The organism is Arthrobacter sp. AOP29-A2-19, from assembly GCF_058138025.1.
This window is the reverse complement of the sequence record NZ_CM176894.1, coordinates 710,393-729,427: the sequence shown is the minus strand read 5'-3', so window position 1 is coordinate 729,427 and position 19,035 is coordinate 710,393. Positions and strand designations below refer to the sequence as shown.

14 protein-coding genes and 1 pseudogene are annotated in these 19,035 nt (G+C 65.5%); 4 read left to right on the top strand and 11 right to left on the bottom strand.

Translation table 11 applies throughout. The annotated features are described in order from the left end of the window. Positions 1-68 precede the first annotated feature (68 nt). The 4 genes and pseudogenes from AC3ZJJ_RS03295 to AC3ZJJ_RS03280 all read right to left on the bottom strand — a co-directional run. On the bottom strand, positions 69-1,364 hold the full coding sequence (locus tag AC3ZJJ_RS03295) for an O-antigen ligase family protein (protein WP_489893836.1): 1,296 nt from the start codon (positions 1,362-1,364) through the stop codon (positions 69-71). A 47-nt stretch (positions 1,365-1,411) separates the two neighbouring features. Then, complete coding sequence (locus tag AC3ZJJ_RS03290) at positions 1,412-2,758, bottom strand: lipopolysaccharide biosynthesis protein (RefSeq protein WP_489893835.1); 1,347 nt, start codon at positions 2,756-2,758, stop codon at positions 1,412-1,414. 80 nt (positions 2,759-2,838) lie between these two features. Further along, positions 2,839-4,032 (bottom strand): glycosyltransferase, encoded by a 1,194-nt coding sequence (locus tag AC3ZJJ_RS03285; RefSeq protein WP_489893834.1) that lies wholly within the window; start codon positions 4,030-4,032, stop codon positions 2,839-2,841. A 64-nt stretch (positions 4,033-4,096) separates the two neighbouring features. Further along, positions 4,097-4,543, bottom strand: a pseudogene (locus tag AC3ZJJ_RS03280) (hypothetical protein); the annotation flags it as partial. A gap of 401 nt (positions 4,544-4,944) precedes the next feature. Here AC3ZJJ_RS03280 and AC3ZJJ_RS03275 point away from each other — a divergent pair. From AC3ZJJ_RS03275 to AC3ZJJ_RS03265, 3 genes are all read left to right on the top strand, one after another. Then, positions 4,945-6,288 (top strand): UDP-glucose dehydrogenase family protein, encoded by a 1,344-nt coding sequence (locus AC3ZJJ_RS03275; protein WP_489893833.1) that lies wholly within the window; start codon positions 4,945-4,947, stop codon positions 6,286-6,288. A gap of 111 nt (positions 6,289-6,399) precedes the next feature. Then, positions 6,400-7,779, top strand: coding sequence for a sugar transferase (locus AC3ZJJ_RS03270; protein WP_489893832.1), 1,380 nt, complete (start codon positions 6,400-6,402; stop codon positions 7,777-7,779). A 54-nt stretch (positions 7,780-7,833) separates the two neighbouring features. Beyond that, entirely contained in the window at positions 7,834-8,955 is a 1,122-nt protein-coding gene (locus tag AC3ZJJ_RS03265; RefSeq protein ID WP_489893831.1) for a glycosyltransferase, read from the top strand. On the opposite strand, the gene AC3ZJJ_RS03260 is transcribed toward AC3ZJJ_RS03265, so the two are convergent. The 7 genes from AC3ZJJ_RS03260 to AC3ZJJ_RS03230 form a co-directional block, all read right to left on the bottom strand. Further along, positions 8,952-10,454: an NAD(P)H-hydrate dehydratase gene (locus tag AC3ZJJ_RS03260; RefSeq protein WP_489893830.1), complete on the bottom strand. Its 1,503-nt coding sequence runs from the start codon at positions 10,452-10,454 to the stop codon at positions 8,952-8,954. The genes AC3ZJJ_RS03265 and AC3ZJJ_RS03260 overlap by 4 nt on opposite strands. A 4-nt stretch (positions 10,455-10,458) precedes the next feature. Beyond that, the gene (locus AC3ZJJ_RS03255) at positions 10,459-10,809 is read right to left on the bottom strand and encodes a holo-ACP synthase (RefSeq protein ID WP_489893829.1); all 351 of its coding nucleotides are present in this window, start codon (positions 10,807-10,809) and stop codon (positions 10,459-10,461) included. A gap of 40 nt (positions 10,810-10,849) precedes the next feature. Continuing rightward, positions 10,850-12,295, bottom strand: coding sequence for an amidase (locus AC3ZJJ_RS03250; RefSeq protein WP_489893828.1), 1,446 nt, complete (start codon positions 12,293-12,295; stop codon positions 10,850-10,852). A 1-nt stretch (position 12,296) separates the two neighbouring features. Beyond that, entirely contained in the window at positions 12,297-13,568 is a 1,272-nt protein-coding gene (locus AC3ZJJ_RS03245; protein WP_489893827.1) for a M20 family metallo-hydrolase, read from the bottom strand. A gap of 30 nt (positions 13,569-13,598) precedes the next feature. Further along, on the bottom strand, positions 13,599-14,957 hold the full coding sequence (locus AC3ZJJ_RS03240; protein ID WP_489893826.1) for an MFS transporter: 1,359 nt from the start codon (positions 14,955-14,957) through the stop codon (positions 13,599-13,601). Positions 14,958-15,266: 309 nt separating this feature from the next. Continuing rightward, on the bottom strand, positions 15,267-16,184 hold the full coding sequence (locus tag AC3ZJJ_RS03235; protein WP_489893825.1) for a LysR family transcriptional regulator: 918 nt from the start codon (positions 16,182-16,184) through the stop codon (positions 15,267-15,269). A gap of 24 nt (positions 16,185-16,208) precedes the next feature. Continuing rightward, complete coding sequence (locus AC3ZJJ_RS03230; RefSeq protein ID WP_489893824.1) at positions 16,209-17,366, bottom strand: 3-isopropylmalate dehydrogenase; 1,158 nt, start codon at positions 17,364-17,366, stop codon at positions 16,209-16,211. A 103-nt stretch (positions 17,367-17,469) separates the two neighbouring features. Here AC3ZJJ_RS03230 and AC3ZJJ_RS03225 point away from each other — a divergent pair, with 103 nt between their 5' ends. Further along, positions 17,470-18,951, top strand: coding sequence for an aldehyde dehydrogenase family protein (locus tag AC3ZJJ_RS03225; protein WP_489893823.1), 1,482 nt, complete (start codon positions 17,470-17,472; stop codon positions 18,949-18,951). The last annotated feature ends 84 nt before the right edge of the window (positions 18,952-19,035 follow it).

Genomic DNA, 19,035 nt, shown 5'->3' with positions numbered 1-19,035 from the left:
CTACGCGTCAGAACGTTGCGAAATGCACTTTATGGGCGGCCTTCGCTATCCCCCGCGTTCTAGGCCCTTCAGGCAGCCTTCGGACGCGGCTCGGCCAGCCGTGCGGCAGTCCCGCTCGCGAGGAATGCTGGCGGTCGCATCTCACGTTTCGATGGCACCAAGAAGGCACTTGTGAAGAACCAAAGTGGGAGAATTGAGCCATCAAGCATCCCCCAACCCGTGAGCGCAATGGGAAGGATTGCGGCTCCAAGCGCAATATATGCGCGGCAATCGGCTGAGAATGACCTCCTAGACAACATGCCACGAATGGATACTGCAAAGGACACAATCCAGTGCCCGAACAGAAGGACAGCGCCAATAACTCCCAGTTCAGCGATCGCCAGAAGGAAGGTGTTATGTACGGGCCATCCTTCGGCCGTGAGACTGTCAAATTGGCCAAAGTAGGCAACGTAATTCTTAGGGCCAACACCCTCCCACAAGTGGTCCGGAATATGATCCAAGGCCACACGCAGGAATCGCTCGCGTTCACCGCCCTCGGTGTCTTCACCAAATCTTTGGACGAGTTGATCCATGAATACGATGGCGCCTGTTCCAAGGACGACGGGAATCGCGATCTTGAGGCCCCGCGCTTTTTTCCTAGGCGCCAGGATGACCCAACCCACGAGAAGTACAGCGACGCCGACAATATTTGCTCGGCTGAGTGAAAGGAGAACAGGCAGGAGCCCTACTACGATCGAGCACGTAGCCAATTTGGATACCGACTTGTTTGCACTCACAGTGAAGGGCAACACCAAGGCCATGAGGCACAAGATTGCCTTCCCCACCGTTCCAGGGTGCGGGAATGTACCACTGCTCCGTCCCTCAGTAAGCTCGGCTGTAGTTTCTGCCACGGCGAATATTGGGAAACCGAGCGTCTGAAATACCGACACAGTCGCTTGGAAAATAAGGATTCCCAAGATGACCAAGATGAAAGCCCTGGCACTCCTCATATTTCCCTTAAGGCCACTGCGAACGGACGTGCCGACGACCCAAGCCATGCCCGCGAGTATCAAGTACGCGAGCCCAGGCGCAGTTTCTATGCCTCCAAACCAAAAGAAGGCCAGTCCGAATGCGCCGAATAGGGCGAACGGCAAGAAGCCGCCGACGGTTCGAAGCCGCAGTAGTCGACAGCAAGCGAGAAAGAGAGCACCACCGAGTATGGCTAACCCGTATGTACTCAGAGGATATGGAGAGACCTCCTTTGGAAATAGCGCCGTAGTGAGCACAAGCGTGCTCGCTACCAGCGTTGGTGCCCCGTAGCGGCCTAGCGCGATGAGAGCGAGAACGGCAAGGGTCACGCCCGCCAGCAGCACGTTTTCAGTCATTCATGTCCTTAGTCTTGGTTCATTTGCAACGCTCCGTGAACAAACTATTATCGGTTCCCTTTCAGCGTCGCTGCTACTTGCCTGAAATCTCGGCGATACGCCGAAAACAGGGCAACGAGACCAGCAGCGGCCAGCGCACCGGCCAATCCACCCGTGATACGCAGAATGGGCATCCAATCGTTCAGGATGGAGTGCGAGACCCCGATGGATGCGATGAAAACCAGGGCGGCGAGCAGAAGCGGCCGCACTACCGGCAGAAGCACACTACGGCGAGTTAGACCTGCTTTCGGAACCACGAACAATGTAAGCAACCCCCAGACAAGCATGTACCCAAGGGAAACGGCCATTGCAACTGCGTAGGCCCCACTCGACGCTGCAACCAACACTGCGGCTACCATCCCGATCCGACCAATCAGCGACCAACGAAATTGGGCTTGCGTCTGGTCGCTTGCAACAAATATCCAGAAGTAAGACCAGCTGAGCGCTTGAAATGCGCCGCCTATGCATAGCAACTGCACTATAGGACCGGCTGCCTCCCACCTCGCTCCGAGAAACACAACAACAATGGGGGAGGCCAATCCAGCCAGCAATGCGAAGCCTTGGAGGACTGAATAGGCCATTACCAGTTGGACCGTCGGAGCATCGCGTCCGAGAGTACCTCTGTGGAAACTCTTAGACATGAACGGAATAGCGACACGTCCAAGGGGGTTTGCCAGCTGTTGACCGGGGATTTTATACAGCTGGAACGCACGATTGTACACGCCGAGAACAGCAGGAGATTGAAGCTTACCTAGGACGAAGACGTCCGCGCTCTGCGAAATGTAATTGATGATTTGAATGCCGGCGGTACTCACGCCAAACCGCAAATGAGCGCGAATGCTCGTTCGTCTAGAAGGCCACGACGGACGCCATCGCGCGAAAAGCGCTAGTCCAATAAATTGCGAAGCGAATAGCGCGATTTGCTGCATAACTAACGCCCAAATGCCGAGCCCTGCGAAAGCCAGTCCGATAGCCAGGAACAGCGCGATCCAAGGGCTCAGAATGTCTACAACTGTTTGGCTCGTGAATCGCAGATTTCGAGACAACTCCGCTCGGAACTGAGCCGTGGCCGATGCGAGCACGAGACATATGGATAGAGCCTTCAACACGGCTTCCAGCGAGCCCAAACCGTAGAATCCGGCTATGAGCGGCGCAGATGTCCAAATGGCAGCAGCCATGGACGTGCCCAACAGCAGATTGGTCCAGAAGAGATTGGACTTCTCGGCATCGGATACCGATTTGGCGCGGATTGAAGACAACGAAAGTCCGAAGTCAGCGAAAATCGTCGCAACCCCGGTTAATGCCAATGCCACAGCAAAGACGCCGAACTCGGCTGGTTCGAGCAGGCGTGACATGACTGCGACCGAAATTACCTGCGCAACAAAAACAAGACCTTGACCTAGGAGTACCGTCTTAGCGGCACCGGCGGCCCCTCCTAAACGGGCCAAGACCGACCTCGACTGACCTCGCGGTAGAAGGCCACGTGCTGCCGCCCTATCACGTCCCATTCGCGGAGAGCCAACTTCGGGCTCTTGTCCGCAATGGCAACCACGAGGCTGTCAATATCCGGGAGCGAGCCTGCATCAAATCGTCCGCTGTACAGGTGCATCCAGCCGTGACCGACTTCATCACGCAGTTGCCGGTTGGTCTCCGTATCCGGAACGACAACCGGACGCCCTACAGATAGTGCCAACAGAACAGCACCGGAGTTGTACATATCACCATAGGGAAGGAGTGCAACCCGAGCTGACGCAAGTTCGTGAAGGAGTTCATCATCGCTCACGTAGTCAAGGAGCACCGTGAGATTACTGAGTCGTGAAGCAGTAGTGTGTAGATTCGCCCGAGTCGCAGCGTCATCGCAGGAACCAACTATCCTGAATGTGGCCTCCACACCCTCGACGGCGGCCAAAAGTCCCGTGATTCCCTTGTATGGCTTTACTCGACCGAAAGTAAGATAGTCGACGCTGCTGCCCGCTGAACTCGCGCTAGTCCGACCGTTTAAAAGTGGGCGATAGTGGCCATGCGGTATGAGTACATCTCTCTCGGCATTGAACCCATCATTTCGTACGCGCGACAGGAAGATGCGTCGCGGCTGGACGGCCTCGTAGAACTTATACGCCAGATCTTGAAGTCCAGATACTGGCTCGTGTGGCTTCAAATTGTGAACGGTGGAAACGATGCGCCGTCGCGTTATCAGGGCTATAACCAGGCCGAGGGCAAATAGCAGGGGCTTCACGCTTTGATTGAACCGATTGCGGCCTCGCAGGATTTCTTCCAACCAGTGGACGTGGAGCAGATCGTAGCGCGCGGTTAGGAAGCGACCCCAACTAAATGGGTAGGCGACTACTTGCGGAGCGACGGCTTGTTTTAGGAGTGGGATGAATGGATTCGTGCGAGGTCCGTCGGGACCGGTCGAAAACATGACCTTGAGCGGTTCACCCATGTGATTTTCCATTCCCCGCATGGCCGCTCCACAATTCTGCTGGAAAAGCCCCCAAGAGTGGCTGGCTATCCCAATTGAGCGGTTCAGTGGCGCCAAGTCGGATAGCATCTTCAACATCACGCGCCAGTTCTGGCAGTTCGCGACCAGTTCCTTGGTAATAGTCCCTGTACTTGAACGAATGTTCACTCTTGGATTCAATTAGCCGATTTGGTATCCCCATAGCATCAGCCAGCACGATGGCGTGCAGTGACGAAGCAGCAACGAAGTCTGCACGAAGAATACTCGCCGCGATGGACCATAGATTCGAAGTCGGGGCGACAAGCGCCTCATGCGATCGGTATCTCGCTAGGTCGTTGAGGTTGGGTATCACGACCAATTCCTGTTTGGGCGCGTCACTTGAGGCAATCTCCGTCGCATAAAGTCGCGGAAACAGCAAGCCAGGGTCACCATAAATCGATGGCACTTCATGGCCGGCGGCTTGAAGGACACGCCGGGTTAGCGGACCCCGAACCGCGCGGATAGAGATAGGCGCGCTAAGCGCGTAATCAGCCTCAACCTTCCCATTGACGCCGCTCCCCCAGACCGTGTCTCCCGCCTTTGCAAAGTGGAGAACGGATCCCACTGAGAGCAGCCGCCCCGACCGAGACTTCGTCCGAGTGTCTAGGTATAGGGAAGACGCGACGGCTTCAACGACCATTGGGCCCAGAAGGTCGCCGAAGTTATTTAGGCGTCGCCGCAGAGGAACGAAACGTCCGAGAGGGCCGGACACCATGGGAATTCTAGGATTCCAATGGAAAAGCTCCACGTTGTACCCCGTCCTAAGGCTGAAGGCGAGCAGATGCTCGCAATGGCGATGAATGGCTAAGTTCACTCCATTCCATCACGTAACGAGAACTCGAGCCTCCCCGACGAAGTCGAGGTCACAAGTCTCGTCGCACCCACGGATGGGCCCTGCACACAATTGGCCCCATGATGTGTTGCGCGCTACATGGGCCCCCTGCGAGTCATTTAGGACCATGTTCCCCGAGACATGACAAACTCAACTTGAGTCTTATCGTCTCTAAGACAAGGGATACTTTTGGAGAAGGAAGAGCAATCGTGAAGATATCCGTGATCGGCACTGGGTATCTAGGTGCCACACACGCCGCATGCATGGCTGAATTAGGGTTCGACGTCCTTGGCCTGGACGTTGATGAAGAAAAGATCCGACGGCTGAGTCAGGGGATCCTACCCTTCCACGAGCCCGCATTGCCGGAACTCCTCAAGAAGCACATCGCGTCCGGGAAGCTTCGGTTCACGACATCCTACGAGGAGGTCGGCAGATGGGCGGACGTACATTTCATCGGTGTGGGCACTCCGCAGAAGCCAGGCGATAATGCCGCCGACTTGAAGTTTGTCGACGCGGCCGCAGTTTCGCTGGCCCGGAGCATAACCAAAGACGCACTCATTGTGGGCAAGTCCACGGTGCCGGTGGGGACCGCGCGGAGGCTAAAGGAGCTCATTCAGGATAATCAGCGGGCGGGACTCTCAATAAGGCTGGCATGGAACCCCGAGTTTCTTCGCGAGGGCTTCGCGGTCAAAGACACGCTGACGCCCGATCGATTGGTCGTCGGCGTCGACGATGCGGCGTCGGAGGACGTCCTCCGGGCCGTCTATGGCGCAGCCCTGCAAACGGGCACGCCCTTCATCTCCACCGACTTCGAAACGGCCGAATTGGTGAAGGTTGCGGCGAACGCCTTCCTCGCGACCAAGATCTCCTTCATCAACGCCTTCTCGGAAATCACAGAGCAAGTGGGCGGCAACATTCGCGTTCTCGCGGACGCCATAGGCCACGACGCCCGCATCGGTCGACGGTTCCTGAACGCCGGTGTGGGCTTCGGCGGGGGCTGCCTTCCCAAGGACATCCGGGCACTCCAGGCCCGCGTCAGCGAGCTTGGCATGGACCGGACCATGCGCTTCCTGACCGAGATCGATGAAATCAACCTCCGGCGCAGGGACCGCGTCGTCCACCTTGCCGAAGAAATGATCGGTCCTGTCGAGGGCAAGAAAATTGCCGTGCTGGGCGTCGCGTTCAAGCCCGACAGTGACGACGTTCGCGATTCCCCCGCATTGGACGTCGCCGCGCGTCTGTTCAACTCCGGTGCCGAGGTTAGCGTCTACGATCCACAGGGCAACGCCAACGCGTCAAGGCGGTTTCCCCGCCTTGACTATGTCGACTCCTGGACAGCTGCGACCGCTGAAGCAGACCTTGTGATTCTCCTTACGGAATGGCAAGAATTCCGCGACTTGCAGCCAGATGATCTCAAAGCCAATGTCGCCAGTCTGAACTTCATTGACGCTCGAAATGTCCTCGACATTCAGGCGTGGCAGGATTCGGGGTGGACGATCGCGGCCCTCGGCCACAAGTTTGTTGCCACTACGCCGGCCGCGCTTCCAGTTTGAGTTCGCGCTATTACTGCCCGGGGGGGGCTTAGTTAATTGAAAGTCTTAGGCGAGCCGTGGAGTCGGGGAATCCCCCGCTTACTAGCGGTCATCGATGCCGTGGTTATCGCGGTGGCTCTGATAGTCGCTCAGCTTCTTCGATTTGGTCCCGACGCGAATGCTGAAATCGGGATCGGGTTCGGGGTAGGAGTAGACGCCCGCTACTCCGTTCTGGGCCTCCTGATCGGCCTTGCCTGGTGGACATGCCTGTCGGCATGGAACGCTCGAGATATCAAGATCGTTGGCGTTGGCTCGGAGGAGTACAAGCGTGTCACCGTCAGTTCGCTCTACGTCTTCGGCGCCATCGCCATCGTGTCCTACGCGGCGAATATTCCGACGGCGCGAGGCTACGTCGGCGTCGCCCTACCAGTAGGGCTCTCTCTGCTCTTGATTTCCCGCTTCGTCTACAGGCGCATCGTGGTTGGACGGCGCCGCGACGGCAAGTACACCAGACGGCTGCTGCTGGTGGGTGGACCGTCGGCGGTAGCACACCTTCACAAGAACTTGAGCGGTGCCCCGGCGGCTGGCTACACGCCCGTCGCCGCATTCCTGCCGGGGTTCGCAAGGCAGTCGCCCACCGGGGACGAACTAGCAGTGCCCGTGGCCGGTGTGGGACACACGTTGGCGGACATCCTCCTGGCCATCGAGGCTTATAAGGTGGATGCGATTGCCATATCTTCTGGCTCATCCCTCAAGCCGCGTGTGATTCGCCAACTCGGATGGGAGCTGCACGCGAGGGGCATCTCCATGATCATGGCGCCCGCGCTGACGGATGTTGCGGGACCGCGCATTCACACGGTTCCCGTTGCGGGACTTCCACTCATCCACGTCACCACGCCCAAGCTGGAGGGTCTTAAGGGATTGGGGAAGCGCGCCTTCGACATCGCCGGTAGCGTCCTCGGAATAATCGTCCTGAGTCCCGTCCTGCTGGCCCTGACGATCGCGGTCGTGCTCGACAGTCCCGGCCCAGCATTCTTCCACCAGGACAGAGTCGGCAAGAACGGGTCACTTTTCCGCATGCACAAGTTCCGCTCCATGGTGGTGGACGCTGAGGCCCGGCTGAACGAACTCGCAAAGGCCAGTGAAGGCAACGGCGTCCTGTTCAAGATGAAGGGTGACCCGCGCATCACGAAGCTCGGAGCATTCATTCGCAAGTACAGTCTGGACGAGTTGCCTCAACTCTGGAATGTCCTGGTCGGAGAAATGAGCATCGTCGGCCCGCGGCCGCCCCTACCCGCCGAGGTCGAAACATATGAACAGTACGTGCATCGCCGGCTGCTTGTGCAGCCCGGCATTACCGGTCTGTGGCAGGTCAGCGGCAGGTCGGACCTCTCCTGGGAGGACAGCGTCCGGTTGGACCTCTACTACGTGGAGAACTGGTCGCTTATGCAAGACCTTGTCATCCTGTTCCGAACGGTCAAGGCGGTCGTGGCGAAAGACGGCGCCTACTAGGCCAGGCAAGTTGCCATGAGTTCGCATTCGAAAATCAGCATTGGAGCAACATACGTGAGCAAGTCAGTTGCCATCATTGGCACCCGTGGATACCCCAGCTACTACGGGGGATTCGAAACCGCAGTACGAAAACTCGCACCGTATCTCGCCGAGCAGGGCTGGGATGTCACGGTGTACGGGCGGCCCGGGGCTGTCAACGCAGACGACGAAACCCGGGACACCAGGGTGAAAAGCGTGCAAACCCGAGGAATCGAAACAAAGCAACTGAGCACACTCACCTACGGTCTGACGTCGGCGCTCTCGGCTGCGCGGAACAAGCCAGACGTCGCACTGATCATGAATGTCGCCAACGGATTCTGGTTGCCCATCCTCAAGGCACGCGGCATACCTACGGTAGTCAACGTCGACGGTATTGAGTGGGAACGAGCCAAGTGGGGCAACGCCGCGCGCAAGATGTTCCGCTCCGGCGCGCGATTCACAGCGACCTTCGCGAACCACTTGATCGCCGATGCGATAGAAATCCAGCGACGCTGGGAAGCGAAAACACATAGGAAGCTCGAGTTCATTCCCTACGGAGGAGACGTCGAGGAAAACCTCCCCGTTCCCCGGGGTGTCACGCCGGGCAACTACGCGCTACTCGTCGCCCGGTTCGTCCCCGAGAACTCAATTCTGGAGTTCCTCGAGGCGGCCAAGACCATCGCCAAAACTCACGATGTCGTCTTGGTGGGAACGGCAGGGTACCAGGATCCGATCGAGGACAAAGTCCGTCAACTCGTCGACAGCGAGCCACGCGTCACATGGCTCGGACACGTGAGCGACGACGAATATCTCCACGGGCTGTGGCAGCACGCTGGCGTGTATTTCCACGGACACAGCGTGGGCGGCACCAACCCCGCGCTAGTGCAGGCAATGGCTTGCTCCACACCCACGGTTGCTCGGGACACGCCATACAACCGTGAAGTTCTCGACGACGCCGCCATCTTCGTTCCGGCGGACGGCCAGGCCATCGCGGACGCGTGCCACGCGGTCCTCACCGATTCCGACTTGCGTCGCGAACTGGGCGAGAAAGCCTTCGTGCGCTCCCGGAAGTTCTACAGCTGGGAAGACGTCTGCGAGTCATACGAAAACCTGATCATCAAGGCGGCGGAAGCGGGAAGCCGTCACCTCAAGTTCTAGCGGATCCAATCACCCGTGGTCGGTTTCGTGGCACCCACATTGCCAGCGAAAGACACTGATCGCACAAGAGATCTCCCGCCCGCGCTGACAGCGCTCATTGCATGCAGGTAGGCCGACGATCCAGCAAGGTCCGTGAGGTACCGGGTCGTCGGCCTCCTTGTGCCCGTGGCTAGCGCGGCACCGAGGATCCCGGTGAGAACATCCCCGCTCCCAGCAGTCGCCAGTTCCGGACCAGCCGAGTTGCACACGACGGCGTAACCTTCCGGCGAGACACACACCGTGGCTGGCCCCTTCAGCAGCACTACGGACGAATAGCCGACAGCCGCCCAGCGCGCCCAGCGCACCGGATCGCGCTCGATCGTCGACCGGTCCACCCGCATGCCCGCCCGCTCCAGGAGCCGTTGCAGTTCGCCGGCGTGCGGAGTAAGGACCAGGTTGCCGTGTCCGTCCTCGGGCGTAATCGTGTCCAGGGCGCTGGCGTCCACCACGCACGGTAGCCCGGAGGCGATGGCGACCTTCGCCGCGGCAATCTGAGATTCATCGTCTCCGATCCCGGGGCCAACGGCCCACGCCTGGACGCGGACATCGGCATTCTCTGCGGCGACAGCTTCCGGCACCGCTTGCGCCAACAGTGGGCGCACCGATTCGGGCGTGATCGTGCGCAGCATCCCCAGGCCCGTGTTGACCGCCGCCGTCGCCGAGAGGATCGCGGCCCCGGGGTACTGGGCCGAGCCCGCGACCAGGCCCAGGACGCCGCGCGTGTACTTGTGGTCGCCCGGCCGCGGCCGCGGGCGGAGCCTGGCGGCGTCGTCGGACTCGATGACGTGGAGGTCGGGCTCGCCCAGATGCGGGCGGAGGCCGATGTCCACCACCTCGATCCGGCCCGAGAGCAGGTGGCCCTTGCCCACGGTGAGGCCGGTCTTGAGCGCGCCGAAGGTCACCGTGAGGTCGGCCCGGAGGGCGGAGTCGGGAGCGTCGCCGGTGTCGGCGTCGACGCCGGAGGGAAGGTCGCACGCCACCACGAGTGCCCCGCCGGGGATCTCCGGGAGCTCCACCCCGCCCTTCGCGCCGGTGCCGAGCACGGCGTCGATGACCAGGTCCACACCGTCCAGCGCGGTGGAGGCGGCGCGCCAGCGCCGGCTGTCGCCGCGGGATCCGCTCCCGTTCGTTCGTCGGCCGTCGACGACCCTGCCCCCGGCCTTCCTGAAGGCGGCCAGCCCGGCGTCGTGCGCGTTCTTGCCGAGCAGCACGGCGGTGCACGCCACTCCCCTCTTCGCGAGGAGCGCCATGGCGAAGAGCGCGTCTCCCCCGTTGTTACCGGTGCCAACCAGCGCGGCGACGCGCGTCCCGTAGACCCGGCCGCGCTCGCGCCGCAGCAGTTCCGCTGTGTGCCGGGCGAGCCCGTGGGCGGCGAGGTTCATCAGCTCGGGGCCCCTGCCCGCCTCGAGGAGCGGCGCCTCGGCTGCCCGGATCTGGGTGCCGGTGTAGGCGGGGATCATGCCCCTACTTCTCCGCCACGACCATGGCCGTGGCCAGGTCGCCGTCGTGGCTGAGGGACAGGTGCCAGTAGAGCACGCCCTTCCGCGTGGCGGCCTCGGCGACCGTGCCGTCCATCAGCACGTGGGGGTCCCCCGCGGCGTCGACCACCACCTGGCAGTGCTGCCAGTTCATGCCCACCGGCGCCCCGAGCGCCTTGGCGACGGCCTCCTTCGCGGCGAAGCGGGCGGCCAGCGACCGCACGTTCAACTCCCGCTCGGCGGGGACGAACAGCCGCTCGCGGAGGGCCGGCGTGCGTTCGAGCTGCGCCTTGAAACGGGAAACCTGGACAACGTCCACACCAATGCCGACGATCATAGGGCGAGTCTATCGGCAGGATCCGGGGCGTTTGGCCGGACTACAGCGCCGGGCGCCTCCCGGCCCAGGGCATCAGCGACTCGATGGCCGCGCCGACGCGGAAAACCATGTTCTCCGCGAACGGGTGCCCGACCACCTGCACGCCGGTGGGGACGCCGTTCGCCGCCAGGCCGCTGGGGACCGCGAGGACCGGGCAGCGGTTGGCCACGTTGAAGGGGCTGGTCATGTGCGCCTCCCAGTAGTGGCCCAGCCGGCGGGAGCCGGCGTCGATCCCGTCCAGGTAGTCGCCGTCCGCGTCCAGCGAGGCGACGGCCGACGTCGGGCACAGCAGCGCGTCGAACCCCTCCATCGCGGCGGCCAGCTCCGCCTGGATCCGGGCGTCCATGGCCAGTCCCTCGGCGAGGGTGTTCCGGGCCGCCGCTGCGGCGGCGTCCCCGATGAACCGCGCGGTGTAGGCGGCCACGGGCTCGTCGCTGCCGCCCGTCTCGGCGGCCATGGCGGGGCCCAGGATGTGCCCGAAGTGCGTGAAGATGGTCTCGCGGATCCGGTCCGTGGTCCACGGCAGGCCGACCTCCACCACGTCCGCGCCCGCGGCCCGCAGCGCCTCGGCCACGGCCCGGGTGTTGGACTCGACGGCGGCGTCCACCGGGTAGTCGCCCAGGGTGGCGCTCAGCGCGATCCGCAGCCCCGCCACGGGCGCGTGCTCCAGCGCGATGGGCGCTCCGGCCGGGACGGTGAAGTGGTCCGCGGCGTGCGGGCCGGACATCACGTTGGCCAGCAGGGCGGTGTCCGCGACGGTCCGCGCCATCGGCCCGTCCCCGCGGTACCAGTCCGCGGACAGCGGCGGGGCGCCCGGGATCCGGCCGTAGGGCGCCTTGTAGCCGACGGTCCCGGTGAAGCCCGCCGGGATGCGGGTGGACCCGGCGATGTCGCTGCCGGTGGCCAGCGGCGCGAGCCCGGCCGCGAGCGCGGCACCGGCCCCGCCGGAGGACCCGCCCGGCGAGCACTCCAGGTTCCACGGGTTGCGCGTGACGCCCCACATGGGGCTGTGCGTGACGGTGGCGCAGCTGAACTCGGGCGAGGTGGTGCGGGCGTGGACGATCCCGCCGGCCGCGCGGATCCGCTCCACCACCGGGTGGTCCGCCGCGGCCGTGCGCCCGCGGTGCGCGCCCAGGCCCTGCTCCAGGGTCCGGCCGGCCAGGGCGTGCTTCTCCTTGGTGGCGACCGGGAGCCCCAACAGCGCGCCGGGGGGCGCGCCGGCGTCGTCCTCCGCCCGCGCGTAGCGCGCCTCCGCCAGGCGGGCCGCGGCGAGCGCGTCCTCGAACAGCGTCTCGGTGAGCGCGTTGACGGCGCCGTTGACGGCCTCGGTCCGCGCGATCAGCGAGCCCATCAGCTCCACCGGCGAAAGCTCGCGGCCGCGGAACAGCCGCAGCGCGCTGGCGGCGTCCAGGTAGTGGAGCTCGTCGACGCGGGCCGGCGCCCCCACGCTAAGCGCCCGCGCCCGCGGCGGCGAGCGGCGCGGCGCCCGCCGGCAGGGCGCCGCGGACCATCTCCCACGCGACGCCGGCGAGTGCGTCCACGCCCGCCGCCATGTCCTCGTCCGTGGTGAACTCCCGCTCGCAGTGGGAAACGCCGTCGACCGACGGGATGAACATCATGACCGTGGGGACGATCCGGTTCAGCGCCACGGAGTCGTGCCCCGCCATGGTGCGGATCCGGCGGGCGCCTAGGCCCAGGTCGGCGGCCACCTTCTCCGCCAGCTCGATGCCTTCCTCCGGGTAGTACTGGATGCCGCGGACGTCGAAGTCGCGCACGTTGATCTTGATGTCGTGTTCGATGGCGAGCGCCTCCATCTTCGCCAGCAGCGTGGCGCGGGCGGCGTTGACCGTGTCCGGGCTGGCGGAGCGCAGGTCGGCGACCAGGCGGACCCGGCGCGGGACCACGATCGGCGAGTTGGGCTCCAGGGTCAGCTGGCCGACGGAGGAGACCAGCGCCTCCTCCTCGAAGTCGCCCGTGACGTCGTGGACCATCAGGACGATCTTCGACGCCGCGACCAGGGCGTCGTGGCGGTCCGCCATGGCCGTGGCGCCGGTGTGGGACTGCTCCCCCAGCACCTCGATGTCCAGCTTCTGGGTGTGCCAGGAGTAGTCGACGGCGCCGATCGTATAGCCCTCGCGCTCCAGGATCCGGCCCTGCTCGATGTGGATCTCGGCGTAGCCGGCCACGTCCGGGCGCTCGTCCGTGCCCAGGTAGCCGATGGACTCCAGCGCCTCCCGGACGGTGGTGCCCTGCAGGTCCCGGACCTGCAGCATGCTCTCCTGGTCCATCAACCCGGCGAACACCGAGCTGCCCATGATCGACGGCGCGAACCGGCCGCCCTCCTCGTTGAACCAGTTCACGACGCACAGGTTCAGCGGCGGCGTGCCGCCCTCCTCGCGGAGCCGCTCCGCCACGCGCTCGGCGGCGTGGAGCCCGGCGACGACGCCGTAGGCGCCGTCGAAGCGGCCGCCGAGCGGCTGCGAGTCCAGGTGCGAGCCGATGAGGATGTACGGCGCGCCGGGCGCGAACTCGACGAGGGCGAACATGTTGCCGATGCCGTCCACGCGCACCTCCCAGCCGCGCTGGGCGGCGAAGGCGGCGAACCAGTCGCGGCTGAGCCTGTCCTCCGGCGTGGCGGCCTGGCGGTCGACGCCGTTGTTGTCGGTGGCGCCGAAGGTGGCGACGTGGTGGAAGTCGGTGAGGAATGCTTGGGCGTTCACGGTGGAGCTCCTGGTGTTGTCGCGTCGGTTCTAGTGGAGGGTGCCGCGGGTCTCGGGGACCTTGGTCAGCGTCAGCAGCAGCAGGACGATGACCGCGGCGACCGCGAGGTAGATGCCGGGGGCGATGTTGTTGCCCGAGGCCCCGATGAGCGCCGTGCCGATGAACGGGGCGGTGCCGCCGAACAGGGCGTAGGCCACGTTGTAGCTGACGGCCGCGGACGTGAACCGGGTGCGGGTCGTGAAGATCTCGACGAAGAAGGTGTAGCAGCCGCCGCCGTAGATGCAGAGCGGGACCACGAACAGCAGCTGCCCGACGATGGCCAGGGCCAGGGACCCGCTGGTGACCAGCATGAAGCACGGGATGGCGAAGACGGCGATGGCCGCGGCGCCGGCGATGAGCATGGGCTTGCGTCCCACCTTGTCGCCGATGATGCCGCCGATCGGGAGCAGGATCGCGTAGAGCAGCAGGGCCGCGGCGTTGGCCATCAGCGACTGTTCGCGGGACAGGTTGCCGCTGGTCTGCACGAACGGGACGAAGTAGCCGACCAGGAAGTAGAAGCCCATGGCGGTCAGGCCCATAACGAAGACGACCTGCAGCATGCGCAGGCGGTTCTCGCGGAAGGCCTCGCGGATGGGGCTGTACTCCTTGGTCTGCTCCTGGGCGGCGACCTGCTTGAACGCCTCCGACTCCTCGGTGCGGGAGCGGATCCACAGCCCGAAGACGGCCAGCGGCAGGGCCAGCAGGAACGGCACGCGCCATCCCCAGCTGGTGAAGGCCTCGTCGCTCATCGTCTGGCTGAGGACCAGGATCATGGAGCCGGCGACCACGGAGGGCAGCGCGGTGGCGGCGAGCGTGATGTTCAGCCAGAAGCCGCGGCGGTCCACCGGCGCGTGCTCGAACACAAACGCGGGGGCGCCGACGGACTCGCCGCCCGCGGAGAAGCCCTGCAGCAGCCGGCAGAGGACCAGCAGGATCGGGGCGAGCGCGCCGATCTGGGCGAACGTCGGGAGCAGGCCGATGCCGGCCGTGGCGGCGCCGATGGTCAGCAGCGTGATGTAGAGGACCTTGCGCCGGCCGATCTTGTCGCCCAGCGCGCCAAAGAAGAGTCCGCCGAGCGGGCGGATGAAGAAGGCGACGCCGAAGGTGGCGAACACGGAGAGCAGCGCCACAACCGGGCTCTGGCTGGGGAAGAAGAGCTGGGAGAGCATCACGGCGGAGAGGCCGTAGAGGGAGAAGTCGTAGAACTCGATGAACTGGCCGACGCTGCCTCCGGCGAGGACGCGCTTCTGCAGTCCGGTGGACTTGGTGCCGCGGTTGAATTCCGTGGCGCTGGTGGGCGCCGCGCCGGTTCCGGACTCGGCCGCGAGCGACTGTGGTGTTGTGTTCATGGCAGCAACCGTACGGAGGCGGCGTTTCGCGCCGGGGCTGCGGTGTTTCGCGACGGTGAATCCATGCTTGCGGTGTTGTTTCGCGAACGGCCGTCCGTGCCGGTGTGTCGCGAAACACCGTTGTAACGCTGTTCCTGCTCGGTCATGGGAACTCCTGGTAAGTGGGCTGTGCACACCAGTCTGGGTGAGCTGGATCACACCTGTCCAATTGATTCTTTTGCAAGTTTGCATCGACCCACTCGATGCAAACGGCGTCCGACAGGGGCGCCCTTGCAAGCGTCCTAGTCAGCGGTGCCGGGCGGGCCGGGTCTAGCCGCGCGGCGCCCCGTAGAGCCTCAGGCAGACCTCTTCGAAGGCCAGGGCCTTCCGCGTGGGGCGGACGCCGTCGGGACGGACCAGCAGGACCTCGATCGGCGGGAGGTCGTCGGCCAGCCGCAGGGGCACCACGCGCCCGCCGGCGTACGTCTGGTTGTGGTGCAGGCGCTGGTTGAGCACGGAGTAGCCGTGCCCCTTGCCCACGAACGACCGGACGGTCTCGTAGCCGGTGGCGCGGTGCCGGATGCGCGGCTCCACCCCGGCCAGCCGGAACAGCTTGAGGAAGTACTCGCGGGTGTGCGGGAGGTCCAGGAGGATCAGCGGGTCCTCGGCCAGCTCGGACAGCCACACCTCTCGGTCCGGGTCCGCCGCCAGCCGGTGGCCGGCGTGGACGATCACGTGGGCGGGCACGCGCTCCACCACGTGCGTGGTGAAGCCCTCCTCCAGCCCGATGTCGTACATCAGCGCCACGTCGCAGCGCCCCTCGGCGAGCGCGCGCTGGATGAACTCCTGGTCCCCCTCGAGGAAGGAGACGTGAACCCCCGGGTGGCTGCGCCCGAAGGCGGACAGGATCACCGGCGCGCGGAAGGGTGCGAGCGGGGCGAAGACGCCGACGCGGAGCTCCCCGTCCAGGGAGTCCGATTCCCCCGCGACGATTCCGTGGAGCCGGTCCGCCTCCTCGAGGAAGGGCCCGAGCTCCCGCGCCAGCCGGCGGCCGGACTCGGTGAGCTGCAGGCCGCGGCGCGGCAGGCGCACGAACAGCGCGGCGCCGAGCTCCGATTCGAGCTGGGCGATCGCGGAGGAGAGCGTGGACTGGGTGACGTTCAGGCGAACGGCCGCCTCTGTCATGTTCTGCGTCTGGGCGACCACCGCGAAGTAGCGCAGCTGGACCAGCGTAAAGGGCTTCGGCACTCCCCCATTCTCCCCCGGCCGGCGTCAGCGCTTCGCGGCCGCCATCGCGTCCATCACCGAACTGCCGGCCAGCCGCGGCAGGGATCCGTCGGCGGCCGCCTCCAGAGCGGCGACGATGCGGCGCCCCACCTGGTTCGTCGTGCCGCCCATGGCCGCGCCGCCGAGCCCCTCCATCTCCCCCAGGACGCCGACCACGGCCGTCTCCACGGCCCGCGCCGCCTCGGCCTCGCCCAGGTGGGCCAGGCACATGGCGAGCGAGAGCACGGCCCCGGCCGGATTCGCCAGTCCGCGCCCGGCGATGTCCGGCGCGGAGCCGTGGATGGCCTCGAACATGCTGGGGTGGCGCCCGTCCAGGTTCAGGTTGGCGCTGGCGGCCACGCCGAGGCCGCCCTGGATCACGGCGCCCAGGTCCGTGATGATGTCGCCGAACAGGTTGTCGGTGACGACGACGTCGAAGCGCTCGGGCGAGACGGGCAGGTGGAAGCACATCGCGTCCACGTGCACGTAGTCGGTCTCGACGTCGGGGTAGCGGACGGCGACGTCGTTGACCGTGGCCTGCCACAGGTTGCCGGCCTCCACCAGGATGTTGGTCTTGTGGCAGAGCGTGAGCTTCTTCCGGCGAACGGCCGCGAGGCGGAACGCGTAGTCGACGACGCGCTCGACGCCGGCACGGGTGTTGACGGACTCCTGGACCGCGACGGCGTTGGGGGTTCCGGCGTGGACGGTCGAGCCGCGGCCCACGTAGGCGCCCTCGGTGTTCTCGCGCACGATCACCAGGTCGCAACGCTCCGGTTCCAGCCCCGCCATGGGCGTCTTCACGCCGGGATACAGCCTGACGGGACGCAGGTTCACGGCCTGCTCGAACGCCTGGCGCATGGCCAGGATAAACCCGCGCTCCAGAATTCCCGGCGCCACGGACGGGTCGCCCATCGACCCGAACAGGATGGCGTCCTTGTCCTGGAGCCGCGCGCGGACGGCGCCGTCGAACAGCTCCCCGGTCTCCAGGTAGTGCCGCGCGCCGGCCGCGATCTCCTCGCGCCGGGTCGTGAATCCGTAGAGGCGCTCGGCCGCGTCCAGCACCGCGACCGCGCAGCCGGTGACCTCCGGGCCGATCCCGTCCCCCGGGACGATCGCCAGGGAGTACGTGCGCCGGTCCGGCGCGGGAACGTCGGGAGTGGTCATGGTCATTGCCTCCACGGATGATTGGCTAGTAGTCTGCTCATGTTACTGGTAAGACCACTCGTTAAACAGGGGCCCGAGGCCGCGCCCGGAACAGGAGACGCCCGTGGGCACCGATTCCCCCTTCCCCACCCGCTTGGCCGCGACGCTCCCCGTCGGCGAGGCCGGCGTGCAGTGCTCCGCGCAGTCCGACGTCGTATTCCCCTACGACGGGTCGGTGGTCGGGCGGGCCCCGGTGGCGGACGCCGCGACCGCCGCGACCGCGATGGACGCCGCCGCCGCGGCCGCGCCTGCCATCGCCGCCGCGAGCACCGGGCTGCGGCGCTCGGTCCTCGCCGACGTCCGCGCGGCCCTGGCCGGCCACTCCGCGGAGCTCCAGAAGCTGCTGGTGCTCGAGACCGGCAAGCCGGCGGTCGACTGCGCGGTGGAGATGGCCCGCACCCTGACCACATGGGAGGCCGCGTCCGAGGAGGTCACCCGCACGACAGGCGAGACCGTCCCGCTGGACCTCCAGCCGCTGGGCAGCGGCATGCTGGGCTACTACACGCGCCGGCCGGCCGGCGTGATCGTGGGCATCGCCGGGTTCAACTACCCCGTGCTGCTGGCGAGCCACAAGATTGCCCCGGCGCTCGCCGCCGGCTGCCCCATTGTCCTCAAGCCCTCCCCCGACACCCCGCTGGCGACGCTCTGGATGGTCGACCTGATCCGCGGGGTCCTGGAGTTCCACGGGCTCCCCCGGGCGACAGTCCAACTGGTGAACGGCGGCACGGACGTGGGAGAGACCCTGGTGGCGGACCCCCGGGCCGCCGTCGTCTCCTTCACCGGATCCGCCGCCGTCGGCCACCGGATCGCCCGGGCGGCGGCCCCGCGCAAGGCTGTCCTCGAGCTCGGCTCCAACACCGGCCTGATCGTCGACGCGGACGCCGACCTCGACGCCGCCGTCGACGCGGTGATCCGCGGCGCCTTCTACGCGAACGGGCAGGCGTGCATCTCCGTGCAGCGCGTTGTCCTGCTGGAATCCGTCGCCGAGACGTTCGCGGACAAGCTCGCCGCCCGCCTGCCGGAGGTGGTCGTCGGCGATCCGCGCGACCCCGCCACGCGGGTGGCCCCGGTCATCAACGCCGCCTCGGCCGGGCGGATCAACGCCTGGGTCGACGACGCGCTGGCCGCGGGGGCGCGCGTGGTGGCCGGCGGGCCCGCGGCCGATCCCGCCGGGCGTGACGAGCCGGCCCTCGTCCGCCCGACGGTGCTGGCGGGAGTGCCCCACGACTCCCCGCTGTGGTGCGAGGAGATCTTCGGGCCGGTGGTCTGCCTGGACAGCGTCGGCGGCATGGACGAGGCCATCAGGCTGGTCAACGACTCGCGCTACGGGCTGCAGGCGGCCGTCTACACCCGCTCCCTCGCGAACGCGTTCGCGGCCATCAACCGGCTCGACGTCGGCGGGGTGGTGGTCAACGAGATCCCCGGCTTCCGCTCGGACATCATGCCGTACGGCGGCGTGAAGGACTCGGGGACCGGCCGGGAGGGCCCCCGCTGGGCCATCGAAGAGTTCACCGTCACCCGCATGGCCATGATCCGCCCCGCCTGAGCGCGGCCGTACCCACACCCCTTCGAAAGGACCGCCGTGAACGCTAACCCCGGCATCGACTACACCAGGCTGTTCCGCCTGGAC

What these genes read in the sequence shown, in the direction of transcription:
- AC3ZJJ_RS03255 (WP_489893829.1), bottom strand. Translation starts at nt 10,809, where the DNA reads ATGATCGTCGGCATTGGTGTGGACGTTGTCCAGGTTTCCCGTTTCAAG.
- AC3ZJJ_RS03295 (WP_489893836.1), bottom strand. Translation starts at nt 1,364, where the DNA reads ATGACTGAAAACGTGCTGCTGGCGGGCGTGACCCTTGCCGTTCTCGCT.
- AC3ZJJ_RS03290 (WP_489893835.1), bottom strand. Translation starts at nt 2,758, where the DNA reads ATGTCACGCCTGCTCGAACCAGCCGAGTTCGGCGTCTTTGCTGTGGCA.
- AC3ZJJ_RS03230 (WP_489893824.1), bottom strand. Translation starts at nt 17,366, where the DNA reads ATGACCACTCCCGACGTTCCCGCGCCGGACCGGCGCACGTACTCCCTG.
- AC3ZJJ_RS03260 (WP_489893830.1), bottom strand. Translation starts at nt 10,454, where the DNA reads ATGATCCCCGCCTACACCGGCACCCAGATCCGGGCAGCCGAGGCGCCG.
- AC3ZJJ_RS03240 (WP_489893826.1), bottom strand. Translation starts at nt 14,957, where the DNA reads ATGAACACAACACCACAGTCGCTCGCGGCCGAGTCCGGAACCGGCGCG.